The sequence below is a fragment of the Acinetobacter calcoaceticus ANC 3811 genome, assembly GCF_000399665.1.
Lineage (GTDB): Bacteria > Pseudomonadota > Gammaproteobacteria > Pseudomonadales > Moraxellaceae > Acinetobacter > Acinetobacter calcoaceticus_B.
The window spans coordinates 1-22,264 of the sequence record NZ_KB976986.1; the positions used below are offsets into that span (position 1 = coordinate 1).

Here is a 22,264-nt window from a genome sequence, read left to right on the forward strand (position 1 = left end):
TATACTGACCTTGCAGGTAACTTGGGAACTGGCGCTAACCTTGCTGGCTTGACTTCAGATGTGGTAGCACCGACGCTTGCGATCAGTGCAACTGACCTGAATCTAGGTCTGGGTGAAAGCACCACAGTCACCTTCACGTTCAGTGAAGCAGTGACTGGCTTTGATGCAACAGATGTGACTTTGGCAGGCGGTACTTTAGCGGGCTTGAGCACAGCAGATGGTGGATTAACCTGGACAGCGACTTTCACTCAAGATGGCAGTGCGACAGCACCAAGCATCAGTGTGGCGGATAACACCTATACTGACCTTGCAGGTAACCTGGGTACTGGTGCGGCATTGGCTGGTTTAGTGGCAGATATTGTTGCACCGACGCTTGCGATCAGTGCAACTGACCTTAACCTGTCTGTAGGTGAAAGCACCACAGTGACCTTCACGTTCAGTGAAGCAGTGACTGGCTTTGATGCAACAGATGTGACCTTGGCAGGTGGTACGCTTACTGGCTTGGCTACAGCAGATGGTGGTGTGACCTGGACAGCGACCTTCACTCAAGATGGCAGTGCAACAGCACCGAGCTTGAGTGTTGCAAATAACACCTATACTGACCTTGCAGGTAACCTGGGTACTGGCGCTAACCTTGCTGGTCTTGTTCTTGTGCCAACAATTACTGCACATGACAATGTAGATAGTGTGGCAATTGATATTGTTCCATTAACTACAACGGGTATTAATGCTGGTTCTGCAACCTATCTAGCATTGATAGGCGTAACTGAGGGTCTTAACGTATCGCTTCTAGGTACCCCGAGTGTGAGCTTCAGTATTGCTGCTGGACATACTTCAGATGCAACGATTAGCTATGGCGCTTTACTAAGTTTGTCTTTGCTTAACGACTATAAAATAGTGTTACAAAAACAAGCACCAGATGGTTCATGGCAGAATGTTGCAGGTGATGCTAGTACCGGATTAATTAACGTCGGAATACTCGGTGGTAATGGATTCGGTGCGACTATCACAGACTTGGCAAGTGGTTCTTATAGAGCGTTTATGGTCTATACCGGTGTGGGTGTAGGATTGTTAGGTACAATGAGTGTGGTTCGCGATGATTATAATCACACAGTAGTTCCTACATATAGTGCAGCAACAGTAAGCGGCAATGTGCTCACAGATGATGATTCGACTATATATGGTTCTTCATATGTGCCAGATACAATCACTGGAACTACAGTGGTGTCTGCGGTGATTGGTGAACAAGTAGGTGCGATATCAACACCTATCGGTTCTTCAACCCCAGTCATTGGAGCTTATGGAACACTTACTATCTCTGCAAATGGTTCATATAGCTATACACCAACTGCTAATGCTGCAAACATTGGTAAAGTAGATAGCTTTACTTACACCATTACTGATCCTGTGTCAGGTGGAACTAGCACAGCAGTCTTGCACATACAGATTGGATCACCTGATGTCAGCATTACTTGGAATACTGCTAGTCCTGGAACGGATGGTACGACTCAAATCGTTGCCAATGCTGACCAAGCAGTTGCAACGGTTGACTTTAGTAACTCAACTGATACACCTGTAGATGTTGCAAGTCCGAACATAACAATTAACTTGATTGGTTCGACTTCTGTACTTTCTAATAGCTTTGTGGTTGCAGCAGGAACGCTAGTAGATGTTCAGGTGGCAGCTACTTACGCTAACCAGCCATTATTAAGTGCCTTACCAACAGTGAGCTATGTTGTTCAACAATTTGTAGGTGGAGTATGGGTTGATACTACTTACACTGGTTCGGCGACAGCGCTTGCGAGTGTGGGTGGTATTAGTCTCGGAACAGTAGCTTTCCAAGATTCTGTTCTACACTTGGAAGCAGGTACATACCGTGTTCAATATACGTTGTCAGCAATAACACTTGGTGTAACCACATTGGATACCCAAGTAACGACCACTACAACGCACTTGAACAATTATTCATCTGACTGGATTCATGGAAACATTGTCCATGGTGACACAATAGGTGGAGTTGCAGACAGTGGTATCTTTACTGCTGATGGTGTCAAACTCTATGTTGAAACGAGCCCTGGTGTATATGTTGAGGCTACTGGACAATCTATCACTACTGCGAATGGTACATTTGTGATCAATTCAAATGGTGACTATGATTACCGTGCCAATACTTCATCTTTAACATTAGCGAATCCAACCGATACCATTAACTATAAGTTAGTGGCAGCGAATGGCGCCGAGTCTTTATCATCATTGACGGTTAACCTGACTACTTCTGATTACAATACTCATGTAATTAGTACATCAGGAAATGACACGTTCAATACGGATACTGGCACGATTGGGGCTGGTTCAGATACTCTCATTTACCATGTATTAAACAATGTTGCTATAGGCAATGGTGGTAATACCGGTGGCAATGGCGTAGATACTTGGACTAACTTCCATGTGGGTAATGTCGCTACAGACCAGCAAGCCGATCTGATTGATATCAGAGGGTTACTCGATGGAGCCCAAACAGATGCTACTATTGGGCAATATCTAAATGTCACTGTAAGTGGTGGTAATACAACAATTCAGATTGACCGTGATGGGTTAACTGGGGTGATTTTACCTTCAAATAACTTTACGAATCTGTTGGTTTTACAAGGTGTTTCTACTACTGAGGCAGAGTTACTTGCCAATGGTCAAATTATCTATTAATAGATAATTAACCAAATAAAAAAAGAGCCTTCGGGCTCTTTTTTTATTTTTAAACAATACGTTAATCTAGCTTTTAGCTTGTCCGTGCTATGATGTATTGAAAATTTTATAGAACAACAAATAACGAATAGGGACTGAATTCGAGTGACGGCATTTTTAAACTTCCAAAGACAACTGAACCTTTGGTTAGAGCAAGTTGTTCAGCATGTTCCGAGTCTTAAACAGGATATTATTTTATTTTTATCTTATGGCCCCAAAGACCAAAGATGTAACGTATGGCACAGTGAGAAAACAAATTTAGAGCAGGCTAAAAAACAATTATTAGATTTTATTGATGACCAATTTGCACAAGAACAATTGGCTGATTATATAAAAATAGATATCGCATATAATTTAATGCAACAGATGTGGAAAGAAGTAGAACAACAGGTCCACCATCAATTTCACAATAACCATTACCGTAAAGGCATTGGCTTTGATGAACAATGTTCAGTGGCTTTTCTCGAACAAGAGATTTATGGAAAAGCATTTATTCGGGGGTTAAGTTATGACAAACCGAACTTCTTTGATGAAACCAATCTGAATTATGCAATTAAGCAAAAATATAACGCTACAAAACCACAGATTAAACTACAAGAGCTACAAGAAATTTGGACTTTTGATACCTACGCAGCATTTTATGAAAATGGGCAATTCATTAATTTAGCGAGTCGCAATGACGTAAATGGTATTAGAGGAATTTCAAACAATAAGAAACAGCATTTTAAGCTGTTAATTGAACAAAACTCGGCATTTTTGCATGACCAGATTCAAGGAAATGGCAAATTTATTTATGGTTATTTTTCTGCCTATGATCGAGACATTCGTAACTACAATACGGTACGCCACTGTACCTCGGTGTATGCCTTACTAGAAACATTTGAGGTGCAAAATAAGCCGGAATATTGGCCTAAAATTCATGCCGCGATTCACTATGCACTGACTAACTTTTATAAAGAAAAAGATTCATCAACCGCCTTTATGATTGATGGAAAAGAAGGGGAATTAGAAATTAAACTAGGTGCCAATGCGGCAGCTATTTTAATGCTGACAAAATATCAAGAAATTACCCAAAAAACTGATTATCAAAAATATGCAGAGAAACTCGCAAATGGTATTTTAAAGCTAGTAGATTCAAATGGATCAACGACTCATGTATTAAATTATCCAGATTATGATTTAAAAGAAAAATTCAGAATTATTTATTATGACGGTGAAGCTGCTTTAGCTTTATTACGTTTATACCAATTTAACCAAGATTCTAAATTATTAGAAACGGTTAAGTTAATGTTTGAATATTTTATTAAAAATAGATATGAGAAATATCATGATCATTGGTTAAGTTATTGTACCAATGAACTCACTAAAATATGTCCTGAAGAAAAATATTTTATTTTTGGTTTAAATAATTATTTAAAACATTTTATTTTTATTCGAAATCGAAAAACGACATATGCAACTTTGTTAGAGATGTTAATGGCTGCTTATAAAATGGTGAGCCGTTTAAAAGAGCAGGGGCGTACAGCGCTTTTTGAGCAAGCTTATATGTCTGAGCTTCAAAAGCTAATTGAGTTTAGAGCTGATTTTCAAACCACAGGATTTTTTTATCCAGAAATGGCTATGTATATGGCGCGACCAGATAAAATCTTGCATGCGTTTTATATTCGACATGACCGTTTTCGCGTACGGATTGATGACCAAGAACATAACTTATCGGGTTACATCGCCTACGTTAAAGATTACAAGGGTGATGAGCCATGAAGTATCAGCCTGTTGAAATCAAATTATTAGCACATGTCGATACTACAAGTTTTGATGAACCTTTATGGCAATTCGAATTTGACGATGATGTTTCAACGCTACTGCTAATCGACTATGCACTAGAACAATTTCAGCAAAAAAACATACAGGCTCAAGATGTCTATGTCATGCCTGAACAGCTATCTGAGCAACTAGGTCAGCAAAATCTAGGTTTAAAGCCTTCTGAAAATTACACCTTTACCGAGCTATTACAGTTTTTAATTTTTACCCAAGCAGCAGATGTAAAAGCTGCGTTAAGCAATATGCTTTTTGGTACAAATGAGCAAGTATCTTTAATTTTATCCGAAAAAGCTGCTACCTATAACTTAACCATAAAAAATGAAGGTATCCAAAATCAGTTAAAACATTTGTTTTTATTAGTCAAAAATATTTATACCTATCCAACTGAAATCAGAAAAGTTTTCTTTATTAAAGAACTTATTTTTAAGGGAAAGCCTTATCTTCCCCAGACGCCATTAATGGCTCAGTCAGTCGTAACGGTCTTATACCTATCTAATTCATTGAGAACAATTTATCTGACGTTCTTTGAAGAAAACCAGACCATCGGTTTCTTTTCATTTTTAGATGATATTCATCGAATTGAACATTTGATTCCTTATTATCACTGTTTTCAATCGCAAGATGTTAAACCTAAAGTTTGCTCCACTCAAAGTGGCATGATCAACATTCTGGGAGATACTTATTTTGGGGAGATCTATACAGAAAAGCGCAAGTCTAAGGGGCAAAAAGATGCTCTACAACAATATGGATACAGCTATTCATTCGAAAAAATAAAAGCTTTTTTAGGCGAAAATGACTTAAATATCGCTAACTTTGAAGCAGTATTTTCTTTAGAAGATCAATCACCATTAGCGCATAAAAAGTCGTTTATTCTTAAAGCTGAGGCTGAAAAAACATTAGCAGAATTTAATAATATTCACCTTAACCATGTTGTGCTGGCTAATAATCATCTAAAAGATTATGGGAATCGCGGATTAGCTTATACATTACAACAATTTGATCAGGCCAATATTTCTTATATCGGTGCAGGATTAAACCAAAAAGATGCCCATAGTTACTTTGAAATTGCATTTAATAACAAGCATTACGCTATTTTTAATGGCTATTGGCACAGAGATACAGCGTATCTAGATTATGATTTTTACGCTTTAGGGCACAAGAATGGAATCGCGTGTTTAAATGGAGTCTTAATTGAACAAATAAGCCGTTATAAGTTGGCTCATTCTCACCATAAAGTCATCGTTATTTGTCATTGGGGCATCGATTTTAAGCCTATTACCAAGGAACAGACCAAGCTTGCTGATATTTTAACTCAAGCTGGCGCTGACCTTATCATTGGTCATGGCGCGCACACTGTTCAGCCTGTTCAATTCATTCATCAAAAGCCTGTGGTATTTGGTATTGGCAATTCTGTTTTTAATAGTAACGGTGAATATGCTGAGCACAACGCTTTACCGTATGGATGTATAGCACGACTAGATTTGTCAAAAGATCGACTGCGTTTATATCCAATCTATACCAATAATTTGAAAACATTTTGGCAGCCGTATCCAGTCAATGAGCAAGATTTCTCAAAGGTCAGCAATTATATGACTTCATTACTGACCCAAGAAAATTATAGTTTGGCTCAAGATAAATTAGGTTTTTATGTAGAGCTTGGTTTCTAAAATATTTTAAGGATAACTTTGATAATTCGATAAAATTGTTTGAAGTTGCACAGGTGTAAAACCTAAATTCCTAAGTCCACCGCTACCGCGTTTACATTCAGCACTTGCCATAATATTTGTTGGCGTACGTTTTGTAGCATTCGGTGCACAAACATGCTTTAGTCCAAACACATGTCCCATTTCGTGTACGCTGCCAGCCTGAATATTATAATTTAGGCGGTTCCAGTCTAACAAAACAAAGGGTTCACCATTGTTGCGAAAAGCTCTACTCGTTACATCTGCAAATTTCCATTTGGTCGAATACGCATCATAAATGAAAACGATGACTTCCTTACTAGCAGTCCGTTTAGGAAAACAGGTATTTACACTTGCAGGAATTGTTTCGAGGGAAATAGGATAGGGCTGATTAATTTGCTGCTTAAGGTCACATCGTAACTGAATGAACTGTTCATATGGGATATAACGGTTTAATTTGAACTTAAAGATTTTATTGTTTTTATCATCTACATAATATTTATTTAATATTTTAATTTCTTTCCGCATTTGTTGATAATTATCAAACTTTGTAGCTTCTGGAGAATTAGTGGTAAAAACGAAAGTGACAGGAACGATAGGACGACCATCTGTAGATACTTTAGATACCTCTCCTGAAGGAATAGGGAGGCGAGTAGTACAAGAAACGCACAGTAATGACCCAGTAATCACCAATAATATTTTTTTCATGCAGATTTCCCTCAAGCCCACCTTGGATTGCATTTAGTTTTAGTCAAAATTTTTTATATGATATGAATTATGTCAATTTTTATGGAGTCCATTTTGACAACTCAGTATGAACTACATCGGCAGATTTTAGAAGTCATTGCTTTGATTCCTTACGGAAAAGTTGCAACTTATGGACAAGTCGCTCGTATGGCAGGTTTACCTAAACATGCGAGATTAGTTGGCTATGTCCTTAAGCATCTTGAAGCAGATCATCAAGTTCCTTGGTATCGGGTTATTAATTCTCAAGGCAAAATTAGCCTAAGTAAATTTAATGAAAAGGGTGAAAATGTTCAACAATTAAAGCTAGAAGCTGAAGGAGTTTACTTATTAAATAGTAAAGTCAATTTAAAGCAATTTGCTTGGCAGCCTTAAATTGACTTAAAGGTTGTTGATTAAAAATAATTGCCTAATCATTATGATTAACAAGATAAGTAATATGGAAGTTATCGAACAATTAAAACAGGAATATGGCTTTCGCCTAACACTTTTTGTGCAACGCTACCCAGTACAAGTTTTCGGACTCCTGTACGGCCATGAGAACCCATAACAATCAGATCTGCCTTTAAGTCTTGAGCAGCTTGAATAATTTCTTCATGTACGACAAAACCTTCAAGTAGTTTAGTTTCGACAGTAATGCCTTCATTGGCAAATTTTTGTTTTGCCTGCTCTAATACATCCAGTAAATAAGTTCTTGTGCGTTCAATTAATTCGTTAGTTTGCCCAGTTTTTACGTAGGCATCGGCAATATATGGGTCAAGAGCCATAACTTGCACTACGGTAATTTTGCTATTTAGAGCTTTTGCGAGTTTAATCGCTTCATCCATCGCGACCACAGAAGTTTCAGAACCGTCAATTGGTACAAGAATATGTTGATATAACATGAGTCTTTTCCTTATTGTAATGATGCTTATTTATTCAATACTTTATACTTATTTTTTGACGATTTAAATTCAAGCACGTAATCATTTGTGTTTTATAACATTCAATTTTATAGCCCTATTTTTATAAAGTCCGCAAATTTTCTATATGGCTAGATAAAGCATCTATATCATCAGTTTGTAAATATTCACGTATTTTCAGAATTTGCTTCTCATCTAAATCATAAAGTTTTAAAGCAAGCAGTTTGTCTATTTGTTCTTGAGGAAAGCGATATTTAATAATTTTCGCAGGCACGCCACCTACAATTGCATAGGGCGGAACATCTTTAGTTACTACAGCTCCAGTTGCAATGACTGCACCTTCACCAAGTTTGACACCTTGCATAATCATTGCGCGACTGCCAATCCAACACCCATCGGCAATTACAGTATCACCAGCAGCTAAGAAGCTACGCGTATCAAAAGGGAAAGTCGAAATCCAGTCTGGTCTGTGAAGTTGGTTACCACCCATCATAATGACGCATTCAGCGCCAAAACAAACAAAATTACCAATATGAAGTTGATCAATCGGTTTGTCAGGTGTCGAGGCTTTATCATGTAAATAACGTACGACACAACGTTCAAAACCTTGATCCCAATAGGCGGAGTAATATGAGTAATTACCTTTAATATGGATATTCGGGTTTTTAACAGTTTTATGGATAAATTCAAATTCACACCAATGACGAACTGGAGTGTTAATTAAAGCGTTATCCATGTGTGACTTCCCAAAAATATATCAATGGTATTGAATAAAAACCCCTCATAAAGAGGGGCTAGTTGTGCATTATCTTAGAGATATTCTACACTTACGACTTCATATTCGACTTCGCCCTGTGGAGTCACGATTTTCACTTCATCGCCTTCACTCTTACTTAAAAGACCACGTGCGATTGGTGAGTTCACCGAGATTTTATTAATTTTAAAATCTGCTTCGTCATCGCCAACAATCTTATAAGTTTTGCGTTCTTCAGTATCCAGATTTTCAATCGTTACTGTCACACCAAAAACAACACGGCCATTTTGCTCAAGTGTTTTAACATCAATTTCTTGAGCAGCGCCTAATTTACCTTCGATATCCTGAATACGACCTTCACAGAAACCTTGCTGTTCACGCGCAGCATGATATTCAGCATTTTCCTTTAAGTCACCATGTTCACGTGCTTCTGCAATGGCTTGAATAATACGTGGACGTTCAACAGATTTTAAATGTTGTAATTCTTTCTCTAAGGCAATTTTACCTTCAGGGGTCATTGGATAGCGTTGCATTTTGGTCCCTCTTAATTTGAGAAAACACAGTTAAAAAAAATGAAAAAATCCCGCCACCGATAAGGTGACGGGACTTATCGGTAACAAATTAACCTACAGTTAAATCTTGCAAGCGGTATACATCCATTGGCAATTTCACATCAAAAGCTTGGCAAACAGCTTCTGCACCATTGATAGTCGTTGTGTAATACACTTTGCCTTGTAGGGCAGCACGACGGATCATTGCAGAGTCATATTGAGCCTGTTTACCTTCAGTTGTATTGACAATAAGGTGTATTTCACCATTTTTCAAGCGGTCAACAATATGTGGACGACCTTCAGTTACTTTATTCACAGATTCACACTCTAAACCTGCTTCTTTAAGAACTTTGTATGTACCACCTGTTGCAAGAAGCTTGAAGCCATATGCAGCTAATTTCTTAGCGATATCAGCAATATATTTCTTGTCAGATTCACGTACTGATAAGAAAGCATTTTTGACTTCGCCTTCGGTTGGTAAACCAGGTAAGCGATCATTTGAGCCTAAAACAGCTTTATAGAATGCTTCACCAAATGTTTTACCAACGCCCATTACTTCACCTGTAGATTTCATCTCAGGTCCAAGCATTGGATCTACGCCTTGGAATTTAGCGAATGGGAAAACAGCTTCTTTCACAGCAAAGTGTTTTGGAATGATTTCTTTAGTAAATCCTTGAGATTCAAGTGATTGACCAGCCATACAACGTGCAGCTACTTTTGCTAAAGAATCACCAATACATTTCGATACGAATGGAACTGTACGTGAAGCACGTGGGTTAACTTCAAGAACGTAAACATCTTCGCCTTTAACTGCGAACTGAACGTTCATCAAACCAACCACACCAAGTTCTTTTGCCATCGCAACAGTTTGACGACGCATTTCATCCTGAATTTCTTTAGATAAAGAATAAGGAGGAATTGAACATGCAGAGTCACCTGAGTGAATACCTGCTTGTTCGATGTGCTGCATGATACCGCCGATCACAACGTCTTTACCGTCAGATACACAGTCAACATCAACTTCAGTTGCATCATCAAGGAAGCGGTCAAGAAGAACAGGGGCTTCGTTAGATGCCTGAACTGCTTCACGAAGGTAACGTTTAAGTTCTTCTTCGTTATACACGATTTCCATTGCGCGACCACCTAATACATAAGATGGACGAACAACTAACGGATAACCTACTTTCGCAGCTTCAGAGATACCTTCTTCAGCAGATTTTACAATGCTGTTGTTTGGTTGACGAAGCTGTAAACGTTGGATCATTTGCTGGAAACGTTCACGGTCTTCTGCACGGTCAATTGCATCTGGTGATGTACCAATAATTGGTGTACCAGCTTCTTCTAAAGCACGTGCCAATTTAAGAGGTGTTTGACCACCGTACTGTACGATCACGCCTTTTGGCTTCTCAGTACGTACAATTTCAAGCACATCTTCAAGTGTTACAGGTTCGAAATACAAACGATCTGATGTATCGTAGTCAGTAGAAACAGTTTCAGGGTTACAGTTAACCATGATTGTTTCATAACCGTCTTCACGCATTGCTAATGCAGCGTGTACACAGCAGTAGTCAAATTCAATACCTTGACCAATACGGTTTGGACCACCACCAATAACCATGATCTTGTCACGATTTGATGGATTTGCTTCACACTCTTCATCGTAAGTTGAATACATGTATGCAGTACCAGATTCAAACTCGGCAGCACATGTATCAACACGTTTGTAAACTGGGTAAACACCCAAATTCCAACGTTGTTTACGGAATTGCTTTTGTGAAATACCCATGAGGTCAGCAATACGTAGGTCAGATAAACCTTTGCGTTTGAAAGCACGGATATTGTCAGCGTTTAAGTCACCAAAACCTAAAGATTTTACTTCAGCTTCAGTTTTAACGATGTCTTGAATTTGAATAAGGAACCAACGGTCAATTTTGGTTGCTTCAAACACTTCATCTAAAGAGAAACCATGACGGAAAGCATCGGCTACATACCAGATACGCTCAGGGCCTGGAACTTTAAGCTCTTTTAAAATGGTTTCTTTTGCATTTGTTGCACCAGCTTCGATTTTTTCATCAAAACCGCTTACACCAACTTCAAGGCCACGTAATGCTTTTTGTACAGATTCCTGGAAGTTACGGCCAATAGCCATGACTTCACCAACAGATTTCATCTGAGTGGTTAATACAGGTTCTGCTTGTGGGAATTTCTCGAAGTTAAAACGAGGAATCTTCGTTACAACATAGTCAATCGATGGTTCAAAGCTTGCAGGAGTCACGCCACCAGTGATGTCATTTTTCAATTCATCAAGAGTATAACCAACAGCAAGTTTTGCTGCGATTTTTGCGATTGGGAAACCTGTTGCTTTAGAAGCAAGAGCAGATGAACGTGATACACGAGGGTTCATCTCAATAACAACCATACGTCCATCTTTCGGGTTAATACCGAACTGAACGTTAGAACCACCTGTTTCAACACCAATTTCACGAAGAACTGCAACCGAAGCATTACGCATCAATTGATATTCTTTGTCTGTTAATGTCTGAGCAGGAGCAACAGTAATTGAGTCACCGGTGTGAACGCCCATTGGATCGAAGTTTTCGATCGCACATACGATAATACAGTTGTCGTTTTTGTCACGAACAACTTCCATTTCGTATTCTTTCCAGCCAATTAAAGATTCATCAATCAATAACTGGTGAGTAGGAGAGAGGTCAAAACCACGTTCACAAATCTCAAGGAATTCTTCGCGGTTGTATGCAATACCACCGCCAGAACCCCCCATTGTAAATGATGGACGGATAATTACTGGAAAACCAAAGCCTGACTGGATTGTTAAAGCTTCTTCCATTGTTTCAGCAATGGCAGCTTTTGGACATTCCAAGCCAATTTTACGCATAGCGATATCGAAGAGTTTACGATCTTCGGCTTTCTCAATCGCTTCTTTGCTCGCGCCAATAAGTTCAACATTATATTTAGCAAGAACACCGTGCTCATCAAGTGCGAGGGCACAGTTCAATGCAGTTTGACCACCCATAGTTGGCAATACTGCATCTGGACGTTCTTTTTCAATAATCTGTGCAACTGTTTGCCAAGTAATCGGCTCAATATAAGTTGCATCAGCCATTGAAGGATCTGTCATGATAGTTGCTGGATTAGAGTTAACCAAAATAACACGATAGCCTTCTTCACGAAGTGCTTTACACGCTTGAGCACCTGAGTAGTCAAACTCACATGCCTGTCCAATCACAATCGGGCCAGCACCAATAATTAAGATGCTTTTAATATCCGTACGTTTAGGCATTATTCGCTCCGTAATTACTGTTTAGATGCTTCGATAAGTTCGATGAAATGATCGAACAAAGGTGCACAATCATGTGGACCAGGGCTTGCTTCAGGGTGACCTTGGAAGCTGAAAGCTGGTTTGTCTGTACGGTGAATACCTTGTAAGGTGCCATCGAACAATGATTTATGCGTTGCTTTTAAGTTAGCCGGTAAAGTTTCTGCATCTACAGCAAAACCATGGTTCTGTGAAGTAATCATCACTGTACCATCTTCAAGATCTTGTACAGGATGGTTAGCGCCGTGGTGACCATGGTTCATTTTTACAGTTTTTGCACCAGAAGCGAGTGCCAGAATTTGGTGACCTAAGCAGATACCAAATACAGGTAATGTTGTGGTTTCAACAATAGTTTTTACAGCTTCGATCGCATAATCACAAGCAGCTGGATCGCCAGGACCATTTGAAAGGAATACGCCATCCGGATTAAGTGCCAATACTTTTTCAGCCGGAGTTTCTGCAGGAACAACGGTTAGTTTACAACCGCGGTCTGCAAGCATACGCAAGATGTTGGTTTTGACACCGTAATCGTATGCAACTACATGGTATTTTAATTCAGGTTTAGAGAAGCCTTGGCCTAAGGTCCATGAACCTTCAGACCATTCAAAACCTGTTGGATCACAACATTCTTTTGCCAGGTCTAAACCGTTTAAGCCACCAAAAGCACGTGCTTTTGCAATAGCTTCTTCTTCCGTAATATTTTCGCCAGCAAGGATACATCCGTTTTGAGCGCCAGTCTGACGTAAAATACGAGTCAGTTTACGAGTATCGATATCTGCAATAGCAACAACATTATGCGCTTGCAAATATTCACTCAACGACTGCTCAGCACGGAAATTACTGTGTAGTAGGGGAAGGTCACGAATAATTAAACCATTTGCCCATACTTTATGGATACGACCAGATTCAACGTCTTCCGCGTTGCAACCAGTGTTACCAATATGAGGGTAAGTTAATGTCACAATTTGTTGTGCATAACTTGGGTCAGTCAAAATTTCTTGATAGCCTGTCATGGCTGTGTTAAAAACGACTTCTCCAGTCGTACTTCCCGATGCGCCGATTGACGTTCCTTTAAAGATCGTTCCATCTGCGAGGGCTAAAATGGCGGGGATGCTCAAACCAAAGCTCCTGAATTTCGGCTGTAAAAAAGCGAGTAGACCCAAAAAAGATCGGCGATGTTTGGATAAAACATGCCCTCCCTATCGGTCTGCCCGCTTGTAACTTAACAGCGCATTATACGCATGGAACCCCTCAAAGTCTATTTCTTTTCTGCTAAAAAATATAATTCATTGCTTGCTTTTTATAAAAAAATTATCCACTCATCTGAATCCGATACTTTTGATAAATTGTCTGACAATTTGCAAGGCGAATTCTTGAAACTGGATTTATTGTATTGCTAGTTAAAAAATAAACAATATGAGGAAATAGTATGAGCAATAATGAAGTTTCAAAAGAGGTGAGTGAAAAAACTCAAGCAGTAGTTGAATCAGTAAAAGCTGAGGTTAATGAAGTGAAAGAAACCCTAGCTGCGACTACAACTAAGGCTAAAAAAACAGTAACCGCTAAAACTGCACAGGTAAAAGAAACTGTTGCTGAAAAAACTGAGCAAGTTAAAGAAGTTGCTACGGAAGCAAAAGCTCAGGTAAAAGAAGCTATTACTGAAACTCAAGAGCAAGTCAAAGAAGTTTTAAGCGAGACTCAAGAGAAAATTGAAGCTGAAACTCACGAATTAAATAAGAATATTCAAAATCAAATTGGTCAAATTAAACAAGATATTTTACAACGTCTTGATGTAATTAAAGCTCAGTTTAGCACTTCACAAGAAGGGTTGTCTGACCTTAAAAATGCTTTGAAAGCAGAAATTAATGCCCTTATTGAAGATTTAACAAAAGTGAGCAAAGAGCTTAAGGGTGATATTAGCCAGATTTCTTTGAAGCACAAAGATTCTTTAAGTGAAAGTATTAAGCGCACTAAAAATAATGCAGTCGAAGCTTGGAATAAAGCAAGAGATAATTAATGATCTCTGCTTTGGTCCAGCTATAAAAAAGCGAGAATTAATTTCTCGCTTTTTTATTTTTAGAACTGATGTAACCAGTCACGTTTATTATGGAAATCTGCACTTTTTCCACTATGCTGCATTGCATAGTACTGCATACCATCTTTAGTCTTTAAAACTGTAGTTAAACCTAAATAAAGGTTTGACCATTTCAAGCGATGCTGTTGCATAAATTGCCCTAAATCGAGACTAACATTTAAGCCATAGTGAGTGCGCTTGAGGTGGTTCAGTTCAATATCGTAAGCAGCAAGGGGAGGTATGCTTTCCGGATAGCGATATTCTTCAAACTGATATGACTGCCATGCTTGAGAAGGGGAAAGATTAATTTCCCGATAATAATCTTCATCATGCACGCCAACAAAAATCTCGAAACAAGTTTCTTCCCACAAAAAATCTTGACGTGGATGACCCACGACTTCTTGAGGCCAGATAATAAGTTGATTTGGATCACGAATCCAAAAACCGATATTTAAGGAGGATGCTTGCTGTTCAATTGCGCCAACAACAGAAACAGCATAAAAACGATCAAAAGCTGAAAGTTCGTAACTTGCCATAGTTTGTCAAATTAAATTAGTTTGCTAGGTGAGCGTGACGAACAAGATTAGACAAATGTTGGTTTTGTTTAGCTGCCTTTTTGTAAAGCAAAACAATTTTACCAATTTTTTGCACAGCTTGAGCACCTGTTGCTTCAACAATTGCGTCAATTGTTGCGGTACGCGCTTCACGGTCTTCACCAGCAATCTTAACTTTAATAAGTTCGTGGTCATTTAAAGCACGAAGCGTTTCTTCGATTACCGCGTCTGTTAAGCCTTGTCCACCAATCATGACAACTGGATTAAGCACATGACCAATTTGACGTAAACGTTTACGTTCATGGATAGATAAAGCGGCCATTAAAAATACCTGATTTTAAAAACGGCTTAGTATAGCAAAAAACTTAAATCCAGATGTACGAAAAACTGTATAAATAATCGATCAACATTATTGGAAAAAAACTGTAAAACTTAGTGAGTTTACGCTACATCCGTACTGTAATGAGAGTAATTTTCACGTACAATGAACGATCAGAAGTTTTTTTGATATTTAGTGAGTTATGGCAACACGCATTACAAACCAGAAACTGTCGAAAAGTAGTCGTGTATGGATGAGGGAACATCTGGACGATCCTTTTGTAAAAAAAGCACAAAAGGAAGGATATCGCGCTCGAGCAGCTTATAAACTTCTTGAAATTCAAGAAAAATATAAGTTGATTAAGCCAGGCATGACTGTAGTAGATTTAGGCGCGGCTCCTGGTAGTTGGTCTCAAATCGCTGGGAAACTTGTTGGTAGCAAAGGTTTAGTCATTGCTTCCGATATTTTACCTATGGATGCTTTGCCTGATGTCACTTTCTTACAAGGAGACTTTAGAGAAGAAGATGTATTTGAAAATTTGTTAAATATTTTAAATGGGCGACAAGTAGACATTGTAATTTCTGATATGGCCCCCAATACATCTGGTAATAGGGCTGTTGATCAACCTAGACAGATTTACTTATGTGAACTGGCTTTAGATTTTGCTCAAAAGGTTCTTGGTCCTAATGGACAACTTGTGGTTAAAGTGTTCCAAGGCACAGGATTTGATGAGTTTCGTAAACAAGTAGTTGATAGTTTTGATGTGTTAAAAACAGTAAAACCAGCAGCTTCTCGTGCACGATCTAAAGAAGTTTTTTTGGTTGGACAAGGGCGTAAGAAAGCATTGCGATAAAGTTTACTTGCCAAGCTCCTAAAAATTGTGCATTTTGTACTTTTAGGTTATCCGCAAGCAATACAGTTGCTGCTTTTATGACGATCGGCCAAGTTTGGGCATGATCAAATTAGATCGATATGGGAATAAAGCTTTGAGCGATTACTTCAAGAATGCCGTATTGTGGCTAATAATACTTGGTGTTCTGATTTTAATTTTCAGTAATATCAGTGACCGCAACAAGCCTACTGCGATGAAATATTCAGATTTCGTTGCAGCGGTGAATAGTGGCCAAATTAAGCAAGTCACAATTGACGGTTTAAATATTAATGGTGAAAAAACTAACGGATCACAGTTTGAAACTGTTCGTCCGCAAGTTGAAGACACTGAGCTTATGCCAAGCTTAAATAAACAAAATGTTGTTGTTGAGGGAACAGCTCCACAACGTCAAGGCATTTTGATGCAACTTCTCATTGCTAGTTTCCCTGTACTGTTAATCATTTTGTTATTCATGTTCTTTATGCGTAACATGGGTGGTGGTGCAGGCGGAAAGAATGGACCGATGAGTTTTGGTAAGTCGAAGGCGAAAATGCTTTCTGAAGACCAGATCAAAGTCAATTTTTCTGACGTCGCCGGCTGTGATGAAGCAAAACAAGAAGTTGTTGAAATTGTAGATTTCTTAAAAGACCCTGCAAAATTCAAACGTTTGGGCGCTACTATTCCTCGTGGCGTACTTATGGTTGGTCCTCCGGGTACTGGTAAAACGTTATTAGCTAAAGCAATTGCTGGTGAAGCGAAAGTTCCTTTCTTCAGCATTTCAGGTTCTGACTTTGTAGAAATGTTCGTGGGTGTGGGTGCGTCCCGTGTCCGTGATATGTTTGAGCAAGCGAAGCGTCACGCGCCATGTATCATCTTTATTGATGAGATTGATGCAGTTGGTCGTCACCGTGGTTCAGGTACAGGCGGTGGTCATGATGAGCGTGAACAAACCTTAAACCAGATGCTTGTGGAAATGGATGGTTTTGAAGGCAATGAAGGCGTAATCGTTATTGCTGCAACTAACCGTTCTGATGTGCTTGATAAAGCATTATTACGTCCAGGTCGTTTTGACCGTCAAGTAATGGTTGGTTTACCGGATATTCGTGGTCGTGAACAAATTCTGAATGTACATTTGAAAAAGTTACCTTCAGTTACAGGTGTTGACATGAAAGTGTTAGCACGTGGTACACCAGGTTTCTCTGGCGCACAATTGGCAAACCTTGTTAACGAAGCTGCATTATTTGCTGCACGTCGTAATAAGAATACTGTCGACATGCATGACTTTGAAGATGCGAAAGACAAAATCTACATGGGTCCAGAGCGTAAGTCGATGGTTCTACGTGAAGAAGAGCGTCGTGCAACTGCTTATCATGAAGCTGGTCATGCAATTGTTGCAGAAATTTTGCCAGGTACAGATCCTGTTCATAAAGTAACGATCATGCCACGTGGTTGGGCTTTGGGCGTAACTTGGCAGTTACCTGAGCAAGACCAGATTAGCCATTATAAAGACAAGATGCTAAATGAAATTGCGATTTTGTTTGGTGGTCGTATTGCTGAGGAAGTATTTATTCAACAGCAATCTACTGGTGCTTCAAATGACTTTGAGCGAGCTACTAAAATGGCGCGTGCAATGGTTACTAAGTACGGTATGTCTGACAAAATGGGTGTAATGGTTTACGAAGACGAAAACCAAAATGGCTTCTTTGGAAATGTAGGTAGCCGTACGATTTCTGAAGCAACTCAACAGTTAGTTGACGAAGAAGTACGCCGTATTCTTGATGAGCAATATAAAGTTGCGCGTAATATCTTGGAAGGTAATAAAGATATTGCACATGCAATGGTAAAAGCTTTGATGGAGTGGGAAACCGTTGATCGTGATCAAATTCGTGACATTATGGAAGGTCGTGAACCCCAACCACCTAAAGTCTATGTTGCTGAAAATCCAGTGGCTGCATTTGAACCACCAAAAGATGGTCCATCTACACCACCACCATTACCAGCAATGAACTAAATTAGTTAAGCAAAAGAGCCACAGTCATGTGGCTCTTTTTTTTGTGCATGTATTTCAGACAAAGCTAAAAAGAAATCAGCAGTATATCGAGCACAGACTTGTTAAAATGTTGTCGAATATTAAATTGGAGCTTGTCATGCAGCTAATGCCTTTACCTCAGCAAATTCTACAATGTGGACAGCTTCAGTTAGATTTATCACAGCCTCACGTTATGGGCATTTTAAATGTCACACCAGATTCTTTTAGTGATGGTGGAAAGCATAATCAAGTGGATCAAGCTATTGCGCATGCGCTAATCATGATAGAGCAGGGTGCTACCGTTATCGATATTGGTGGGGAATCTACGCGTCCAGGGGCATCTGAAGTAAGTGTAGAAGAAGAAATCGGAAGAGTTGTACCTGTGGTTGAGGCTTTAGCTAAACATAATGTGGTTCTTTCGATTGATACAAGTCAGCCTGATGTTATCCGTGCAGCGAAAGAAGCAGGTGCGCATATTTGGAATGACGTGCGTGCGCTTACTCGACCAAACGCTTTAAAAACTGCGGTAGAGTTAGATATCCCTGTAGTGATCATGCATATGCGTGGTGAGCCCACAACAATGAATCAGCTAGACCAATATGCGGATGTAACGTTAGATGTAATACAAGAGCTTCAGCAGCGCGTGGAAGAGGCTTTAACTGCAGGTGTAAAAAAACAGAATATTATTATTGATCCGGGGTTTGGTTTTGCAAAAAATGCACAGCAAAATTTAAAATTATTAAATGAATTTTGGAAGCTCCATGAAATGGGTTATCCAATTTTATCTGGTCTTTCTCGTAAACGTTTTATTGGCGAAGCTTTAAAGGGTGTAGCAGCAGAACAGCGTGCGGTGGGGAGTGTTACGGGTCATTTGCTCAGTATTCAGCAAGGGGCATCCATTGTTCGTGCACATGATGTAAAAGCAATGACTGATGCAATTCTTGTTTGGAAAGCGATGGAAAAAGCTTGAAAAATAGGCTTTTATAATCTGATTGTGATTAATTGATTTCATAGATTAGATGGTTAAGTCAGGTAAAATTGTCGTTATTATTTTGAAAATATGTTATAAGCGGCAGGTTTCTGCTGCTGTGTAAACTTTTGTATGTTCGAAGACTTACTTCTCCCAATGTTTGATGATGAGTATTATCCAGATATTTTAGTCGCTGAACTCAAGCAGTTAATTGAACAATTTGCCAAAAAAGTTCAAAAGTCTGCTTTAGCTGATCAGGATATCTATCGCTATGCTCATCAAACTGTTATTGAAATTAATGAAATGAAACCACAGTTTGAAGATCTGGATTCTTCGCTAGATGATAGTGCTGCTGACTATATTGCTGAAGCAATGATGATGGTGGCACAAGGTGCGGGATATTTAGATCTTGAGATGGAAGAGCTGGTGATGAATCGAGAGTGGTGATTACTCTCGATTCTCAATACCTTCAAATGCATCTAACAAATGACAAGATGCCTTTAAATGAATTTCATCTATTTCTTTAGTTTTTAACACTAAAACACCATTCTCTTGGTGTTCGGCATCTGCTAATAAACTGATCCAATAAATTTCTCGTTTTTGTTCTAATGCTTTGAATTTATCTATTATCTGTTTAGGTGCTTTAATTAAATAATCATCTTTGGTGATAGAGCAGCGAGAAAAGTGCCAGTTGTCATCTTTAAAAGAAATAGTGCCAGAAAAAAGATCTGTAGCGTAAACCCTGGATATAGAAAGGATGCTACACAGAAGTAATAATATTCTTATCATAAAATTCATTTTTAATTAGGCATAAAAAAACCAGCTTACGCTGGATTCTTTGTAACACCAAATTCAATATTTGAAAATGGTGCCCGGGGCCGGACTCGAACCGGCACGCTTTGTGGGCGGGGGATTTTAAATCCCCTGTGTCTACCTATTTCACCACCCGGGCATGTGCGCAATAATAGATGACAAGAAGCAGATTGGCAAGAGAAAATCAGATAGTTTGCTTTATTTTCAATCAGTTCGTACATCTATTTAAAGATAAGATCTATTTAAGTCATAATTTCTTCATCAAATTGATATCAGTTGTTCATCTTCTGTACCTAAGTTTAAAGCACTCATTGCTTAAAACTTAGGTAGTTGTATGTCAGAGAAAATTTCACGCCGAGAATTAATTCAAAAAAGTCTATTCGGTTTTGGGGCGCTGTCTTTGCCTGTAGCTTTTACAGGTTGTAATGATGGTTCAGACGATGAAAATACAGAGGCACAAGCAGATTTTTTACATGGAGTTGCGAGTGGCGACCCTTTACAAGATAAAGTGATTTTATGGACAAGATTAACACCACTAGACCTTAGTGCGCGTCTTAAAGTAACTTGGGAAATTGCTACTGATAATCAGTTTAAACAGAATTTGAAGACGGGAGTGGTTGAAACGACCAAGACTGACGATTTCACCGTAAAGGTAGATGCATCAGGACTACAGGCAAATACTGTTTATTATTATCGTTTCCGTTTTGGTAATAAAGTTTCCGCTGTTGGTCAAACTAAAACACTACCAATAAGCACTAATAAAGTTAGTTTTGCAGTATGTTCTTGTTCTAACTATCCTGCGGGTTACTTTTATATTTACCGTGAGATGGCAAAGCAAAATATCGATGTAGTTATTCATTTGGGTGATTATATTTATGAATATGGGGCAGATGGCTATGCGACGGAAGATGCCGCAAAACTTGGTCGAACCTTACCATCCGATAATAATAAAGAAATTATTAAACTAGAAGATTATCGCAAACGTTATGCGCTATATCGTCAGGATAAAGACTTGCAGGCAGCTCACCAGCGTCATCCTTTTATTGTGATTTGGGATGATCATGAGTTAGCAAATGATGCTTGGCAAGATGGGGCAGAAAATCATCAAGATAATGAAGGGTCTTTTTCTGATCGTAAGTTAGCTGCTCTACAAGCTTATTTCGAATGGATGCCTATTCGACCCGTTTCTAGTGCAGATCATCTAAATATTTACCGACAGTTTAATTTTGGCTCACTTGTACAGCTAACAATGCTAGATACACGCATTATTGCGCGAGATAAACAGCTTGAATATGCTGATTACATGACAGCTGCTGGTTTGAATGCTCAAAAGTTTCAGACTGACTTAATGAGTGTAAAGCGTACTTTAATGGGTTATACACAAAGGGATTGGTTGGTTGATAAATTAAAGCAATCTACAGCAACATGGAATGTGATTGGTCAGCAAGTCTTAATGAGTAAGATGTGGATTCCTGCTGAATTGTTGGTCTCTCTGGGACAAATTACTTCAGGTGGAGCTTCTGATGAAACCTTGGCTAAAATGAATGCTCAAGTTGCAGAATTAGTCACTTTGAAATTACGTTTAGAGCAAGGTGATCCAACTTTAACCGCTCAAGAAAAGGCGAGAGTCACAACAGTGGTGCCATATAACCTTGATGCTTGGGATGGTTATTATGCGGAACGTGAAAACGTGTATGAAAACTTAGTAAATTTAAATAAGAAAGTTATTGTTCTGGCTGGCGATACTCATAATGCATGGGCATCTTATTTGCATAGCCAAAAAGGTCAGTATGTTGGGGTTGAACTGGCGACAAGTTCAGTTTCTTCACCGGGTCTTGAAAAGTATTTGAGTATTCCAATTGCTCAATTACAACAATTTGAATTTGCCTTTACTACGCTTATTGATGAATTGGCTTATTGTAATTTAAATCAGCGAGGTTATTTGGTGGTTACTCTAGATGATAAGCAGGTGCAGTCAGACTGGATTTTTGTAGATTCAATTAAAAGTGCAGAATATAAAGTAGATTCAAGTCGAAGCTTTCAATTGGTGTTGGATAAGAATTTAACACCTGAAAAAGATAAGCAAAAAACTGCTTAAATA

At 38.8% G+C, this 22,264-nt stretch carries 20 protein-coding genes and 1 tRNA gene; 11 read left to right on the forward strand and 10 right to left on the reverse strand.

Annotated elements, in window-relative coordinates; all coding sequences use genetic code 11:
- The 3 genes from F935_RS01305 to F935_RS01315 all read left to right on the forward strand — a co-directional run.
- Positions 1-2,703, forward strand: a 2,703-nt coding sequence (locus F935_RS01305) for a BapA/Bap/LapF family large adhesin (protein ID WP_016137249.1), incomplete at its 5' end; no start/stop codon positions are given.
- 144 nt (positions 2,704-2,847) lie between these two features.
- Positions 2,848-4,503 carry a glycoside hydrolase family protein gene (locus F935_RS01310; RefSeq protein ID WP_016137250.1) on the forward strand — a complete coding sequence of 552 codons (1,656 nt, stop codon included), beginning with the start codon at positions 2,848-2,850 and terminating at the stop codon, positions 4,501-4,503.
- Positions 4,500-6,230, forward strand: a complete 1,731-nt coding sequence (locus F935_RS01315) for a CapA family protein (RefSeq protein ID WP_016137251.1) — start codon at positions 4,500-4,502, stop codon at positions 6,228-6,230. Before F935_RS01310 ends, F935_RS01315 begins: the two co-directional genes overlap by 4 nt.
- 6 nt (positions 6,231-6,236) lie before the next feature.
- On the opposite strand, the gene F935_RS01320 is transcribed toward F935_RS01315, so the two are convergent.
- Positions 6,237-6,953 (reverse strand): zinc metalloprotease, encoded by a 717-nt coding sequence (locus F935_RS01320; protein WP_016137252.1) that lies wholly within the window; start codon positions 6,951-6,953, stop codon positions 6,237-6,239.
- A gap of 81 nt (positions 6,954-7,034) precedes the next feature.
- On the opposite strand from F935_RS01320, the gene F935_RS01325 reads away from it, so the two are divergent.
- Entirely contained in the window at positions 7,035-7,364 is a 330-nt protein-coding gene (locus tag F935_RS01325) for an MGMT family protein (RefSeq protein WP_080645654.1), read from the forward strand.
- A 71-nt stretch (positions 7,365-7,435) separates the two neighbouring features.
- Here the strand turns inward: F935_RS01325 and F935_RS01330 are convergent, their stop codons facing one another.
- The 5 genes from F935_RS01330 to carA form a co-directional block, all read right to left on the reverse strand.
- Positions 7,436-7,873, reverse strand: coding sequence for a universal stress protein (locus tag F935_RS01330; protein ID WP_016137254.1), 438 nt, complete (start codon positions 7,871-7,873; stop codon positions 7,436-7,438).
- Positions 7,874-7,994: 121 nt separating this feature from the next.
- On the reverse strand, positions 7,995-8,627 hold the full coding sequence (locus F935_RS01335; RefSeq protein ID WP_016137255.1) for a CatB-related O-acetyltransferase: 633 nt from the start codon (positions 8,625-8,627) through the stop codon (positions 7,995-7,997).
- Between the two features lie 74 nt (positions 8,628-8,701).
- Positions 8,702-9,178, reverse strand: coding sequence for a transcription elongation factor GreA (gene greA / locus F935_RS01340; RefSeq protein ID WP_016137256.1), 477 nt, complete (start codon positions 9,176-9,178; stop codon positions 8,702-8,704).
- A gap of 88 nt (positions 9,179-9,266) precedes the next feature.
- Positions 9,267-12,497 carry a carbamoyl-phosphate synthase large subunit gene (gene carB / locus F935_RS01345; protein WP_016137257.1) on the reverse strand — a complete coding sequence of 1,077 codons (3,231 nt, stop codon included), beginning with the start codon at positions 12,495-12,497 and terminating at the stop codon, positions 9,267-9,269.
- A 14-nt stretch (positions 12,498-12,511) separates the two neighbouring features.
- The gene (gene carA, locus F935_RS01350) at positions 12,512-13,651 is read right to left on the reverse strand and encodes a glutamine-hydrolyzing carbamoyl-phosphate synthase small subunit (protein ID WP_016137258.1); all 1,140 of its coding nucleotides are present in this window, start codon (positions 13,649-13,651) and stop codon (positions 12,512-12,514) included.
- Between the two features lie 123 nt (positions 13,652-13,774).
- Between carA and F935_RS18120 the strand changes: the two genes are divergently transcribed.
- Both F935_RS18120 and F935_RS01355 read left to right on the forward strand, forming a co-directional pair.
- Positions 13,775-13,933: a hypothetical protein gene (locus tag F935_RS18120; protein WP_080645505.1), complete on the forward strand. Its 159-nt coding sequence runs from the start codon at positions 13,775-13,777 to the stop codon at positions 13,931-13,933.
- A gap of 29 nt (positions 13,934-13,962) precedes the next feature.
- Positions 13,963-14,550 (forward strand): hypothetical protein, encoded by a 588-nt coding sequence (locus F935_RS01355; protein WP_016137259.1) that lies wholly within the window; start codon positions 13,963-13,965, stop codon positions 14,548-14,550.
- 59 nt (positions 14,551-14,609) lie between these two features.
- Here the strand turns inward: F935_RS01355 and F935_RS01360 are convergent, their stop codons facing one another.
- Both F935_RS01360 and yhbY read right to left on the reverse strand, forming a co-directional pair.
- Entirely contained in the window at positions 14,610-15,143 is a 534-nt protein-coding gene (locus tag F935_RS01360) for a DOMON-like domain-containing protein (RefSeq protein WP_016137260.1), read from the reverse strand.
- 16 nt (positions 15,144-15,159) lie between these two features.
- Positions 15,160-15,483 carry a ribosome assembly RNA-binding protein YhbY gene (gene yhbY / locus F935_RS01365; RefSeq protein WP_003650075.1) on the reverse strand — a complete coding sequence of 108 codons (324 nt, stop codon included), beginning with the start codon at positions 15,481-15,483 and terminating at the stop codon, positions 15,160-15,162.
- Positions 15,484-15,682: 199 nt separating this feature from the next.
- Here yhbY and rlmE point away from each other — a divergent pair, with 199 nt between their 5' ends.
- From rlmE to F935_RS01385, 4 genes are all read left to right on the forward strand, one after another.
- A complete protein-coding gene (gene rlmE / locus F935_RS01370; RefSeq protein WP_016137261.1) occupies positions 15,683-16,333 on the forward strand; it encodes a 23S rRNA (uridine(2552)-2'-O)-methyltransferase RlmE in 651 nt (216 codons plus the stop codon).
- A gap of 133 nt (positions 16,334-16,466) precedes the next feature.
- Positions 16,467-18,362, forward strand: coding sequence for an ATP-dependent zinc metalloprotease FtsH (ftsH, locus tag F935_RS01375; RefSeq protein ID WP_035366433.1), 1,896 nt, complete (start codon positions 16,467-16,469; stop codon positions 18,360-18,362).
- Between the two features lie 136 nt (positions 18,363-18,498).
- Positions 18,499-19,350 (forward strand): dihydropteroate synthase, encoded by an 852-nt coding sequence (gene folP / locus F935_RS01380; protein ID WP_016137263.1) that lies wholly within the window; start codon positions 18,499-18,501, stop codon positions 19,348-19,350.
- A 132-nt stretch (positions 19,351-19,482) separates the two neighbouring features.
- A complete protein-coding gene (locus F935_RS01385; protein ID WP_005038721.1) occupies positions 19,483-19,797 on the forward strand; it encodes a DUF5713 family protein in 315 nt (104 codons plus the stop codon).
- Here F935_RS01385 and F935_RS18685 read toward each other — a convergent pair whose 3' ends face one another.
- Together F935_RS18685 and F935_RS01395 are read right to left on the reverse strand one after the other, a co-directional pair.
- Complete coding sequence (locus F935_RS18685; protein ID WP_212749573.1) at positions 19,798-20,139, reverse strand: hypothetical protein; 342 nt, start codon at positions 20,137-20,139, stop codon at positions 19,798-19,800.
- A 77-nt stretch (positions 20,140-20,216) separates the two neighbouring features.
- Positions 20,217-20,302: transfer RNA gene (locus tag F935_RS01395), tRNA-Leu, on the reverse strand.
- Between the two features lie 195 nt (positions 20,303-20,497).
- On the opposite strand from F935_RS01395, the gene F935_RS01400 reads away from it, so the two are divergent.
- Positions 20,498-22,261, forward strand: a complete 1,764-nt coding sequence (locus F935_RS01400; RefSeq protein WP_016137265.1) for an alkaline phosphatase D family protein — start codon at positions 20,498-20,500, stop codon at positions 22,259-22,261.
- Positions 22,262-22,264 lie beyond the last annotated feature (3 nt).

What these genes read in the sequence shown, in the direction of transcription:
- F935_RS01315 (WP_016137251.1), top strand. Translation starts at nt 4,500, where the DNA reads ATGAAGTATCAGCCTGTTGAAATCAAATTATTAGCACATGTCGATACT.
- F935_RS01320 (WP_016137252.1), bottom strand. Translation starts at nt 6,953, where the DNA reads ATGAAAAAAATATTATTGGTGATTACTGGGTCATTACTGTGCGTTTCT.
- F935_RS01325 (WP_080645654.1), top strand. Translation starts at nt 7,035, where the DNA reads ATGGAGTCCATTTTGACAACTCAGTATGAACTACATCGGCAGATTTTA.
- F935_RS01330 (WP_016137254.1), bottom strand. Translation starts at nt 7,873, where the DNA reads ATGTTATATCAACATATTCTTGTACCAATTGACGGTTCTGAAACTTCT.
- F935_RS01335 (WP_016137255.1), bottom strand. Translation starts at nt 8,627, where the DNA reads ATGGATAACGCTTTAATTAACACTCCAGTTCGTCATTGGTGTGAATTT.
- greA (WP_016137256.1), bottom strand. Translation starts at nt 9,178, where the DNA reads ATGCAACGCTATCCAATGACCCCTGAAGGTAAAATTGCCTTAGAGAAA.
- carB (WP_016137257.1), bottom strand. Translation starts at nt 12,497, where the DNA reads ATGCCTAAACGTACGGATATTAAAAGCATCTTAATTATTGGTGCTGGC.
- F935_RS18120 (WP_080645505.1), top strand. Translation starts at nt 13,775, where the DNA reads ATGGAACCCCTCAAAGTCTATTTCTTTTCTGCTAAAAAATATAATTCA.
- F935_RS01355 (WP_016137259.1), top strand. Translation starts at nt 13,963, where the DNA reads ATGAGCAATAATGAAGTTTCAAAAGAGGTGAGTGAAAAAACTCAAGCA.
- F935_RS01360 (WP_016137260.1), bottom strand. Translation starts at nt 15,143, where the DNA reads ATGGCAAGTTACGAACTTTCAGCTTTTGATCGTTTTTATGCTGTTTCT.
- yhbY (WP_003650075.1), bottom strand. Translation starts at nt 15,483, where the DNA reads ATGGCCGCTTTATCTATCCATGAACGTAAACGTTTACGTCAAATTGGT.
- rlmE (WP_016137261.1), top strand. Translation starts at nt 15,683, where the DNA reads ATGGCAACACGCATTACAAACCAGAAACTGTCGAAAAGTAGTCGTGTA.
- folP (WP_016137263.1), top strand. Translation starts at nt 18,499, where the DNA reads ATGCAGCTAATGCCTTTACCTCAGCAAATTCTACAATGTGGACAGCTT.
- F935_RS01385 (WP_005038721.1), top strand. Translation starts at nt 19,483, where the DNA reads ATGTTCGAAGACTTACTTCTCCCAATGTTTGATGATGAGTATTATCCA.
- F935_RS18685 (WP_212749573.1), bottom strand. Translation starts at nt 20,139, where the DNA reads ATGATAAGAATATTATTACTTCTGTGTAGCATCCTTTCTATATCCAGG.
- F935_RS01400 (WP_016137265.1), top strand. Translation starts at nt 20,498, where the DNA reads ATGTCAGAGAAAATTTCACGCCGAGAATTAATTCAAAAAAGTCTATTC.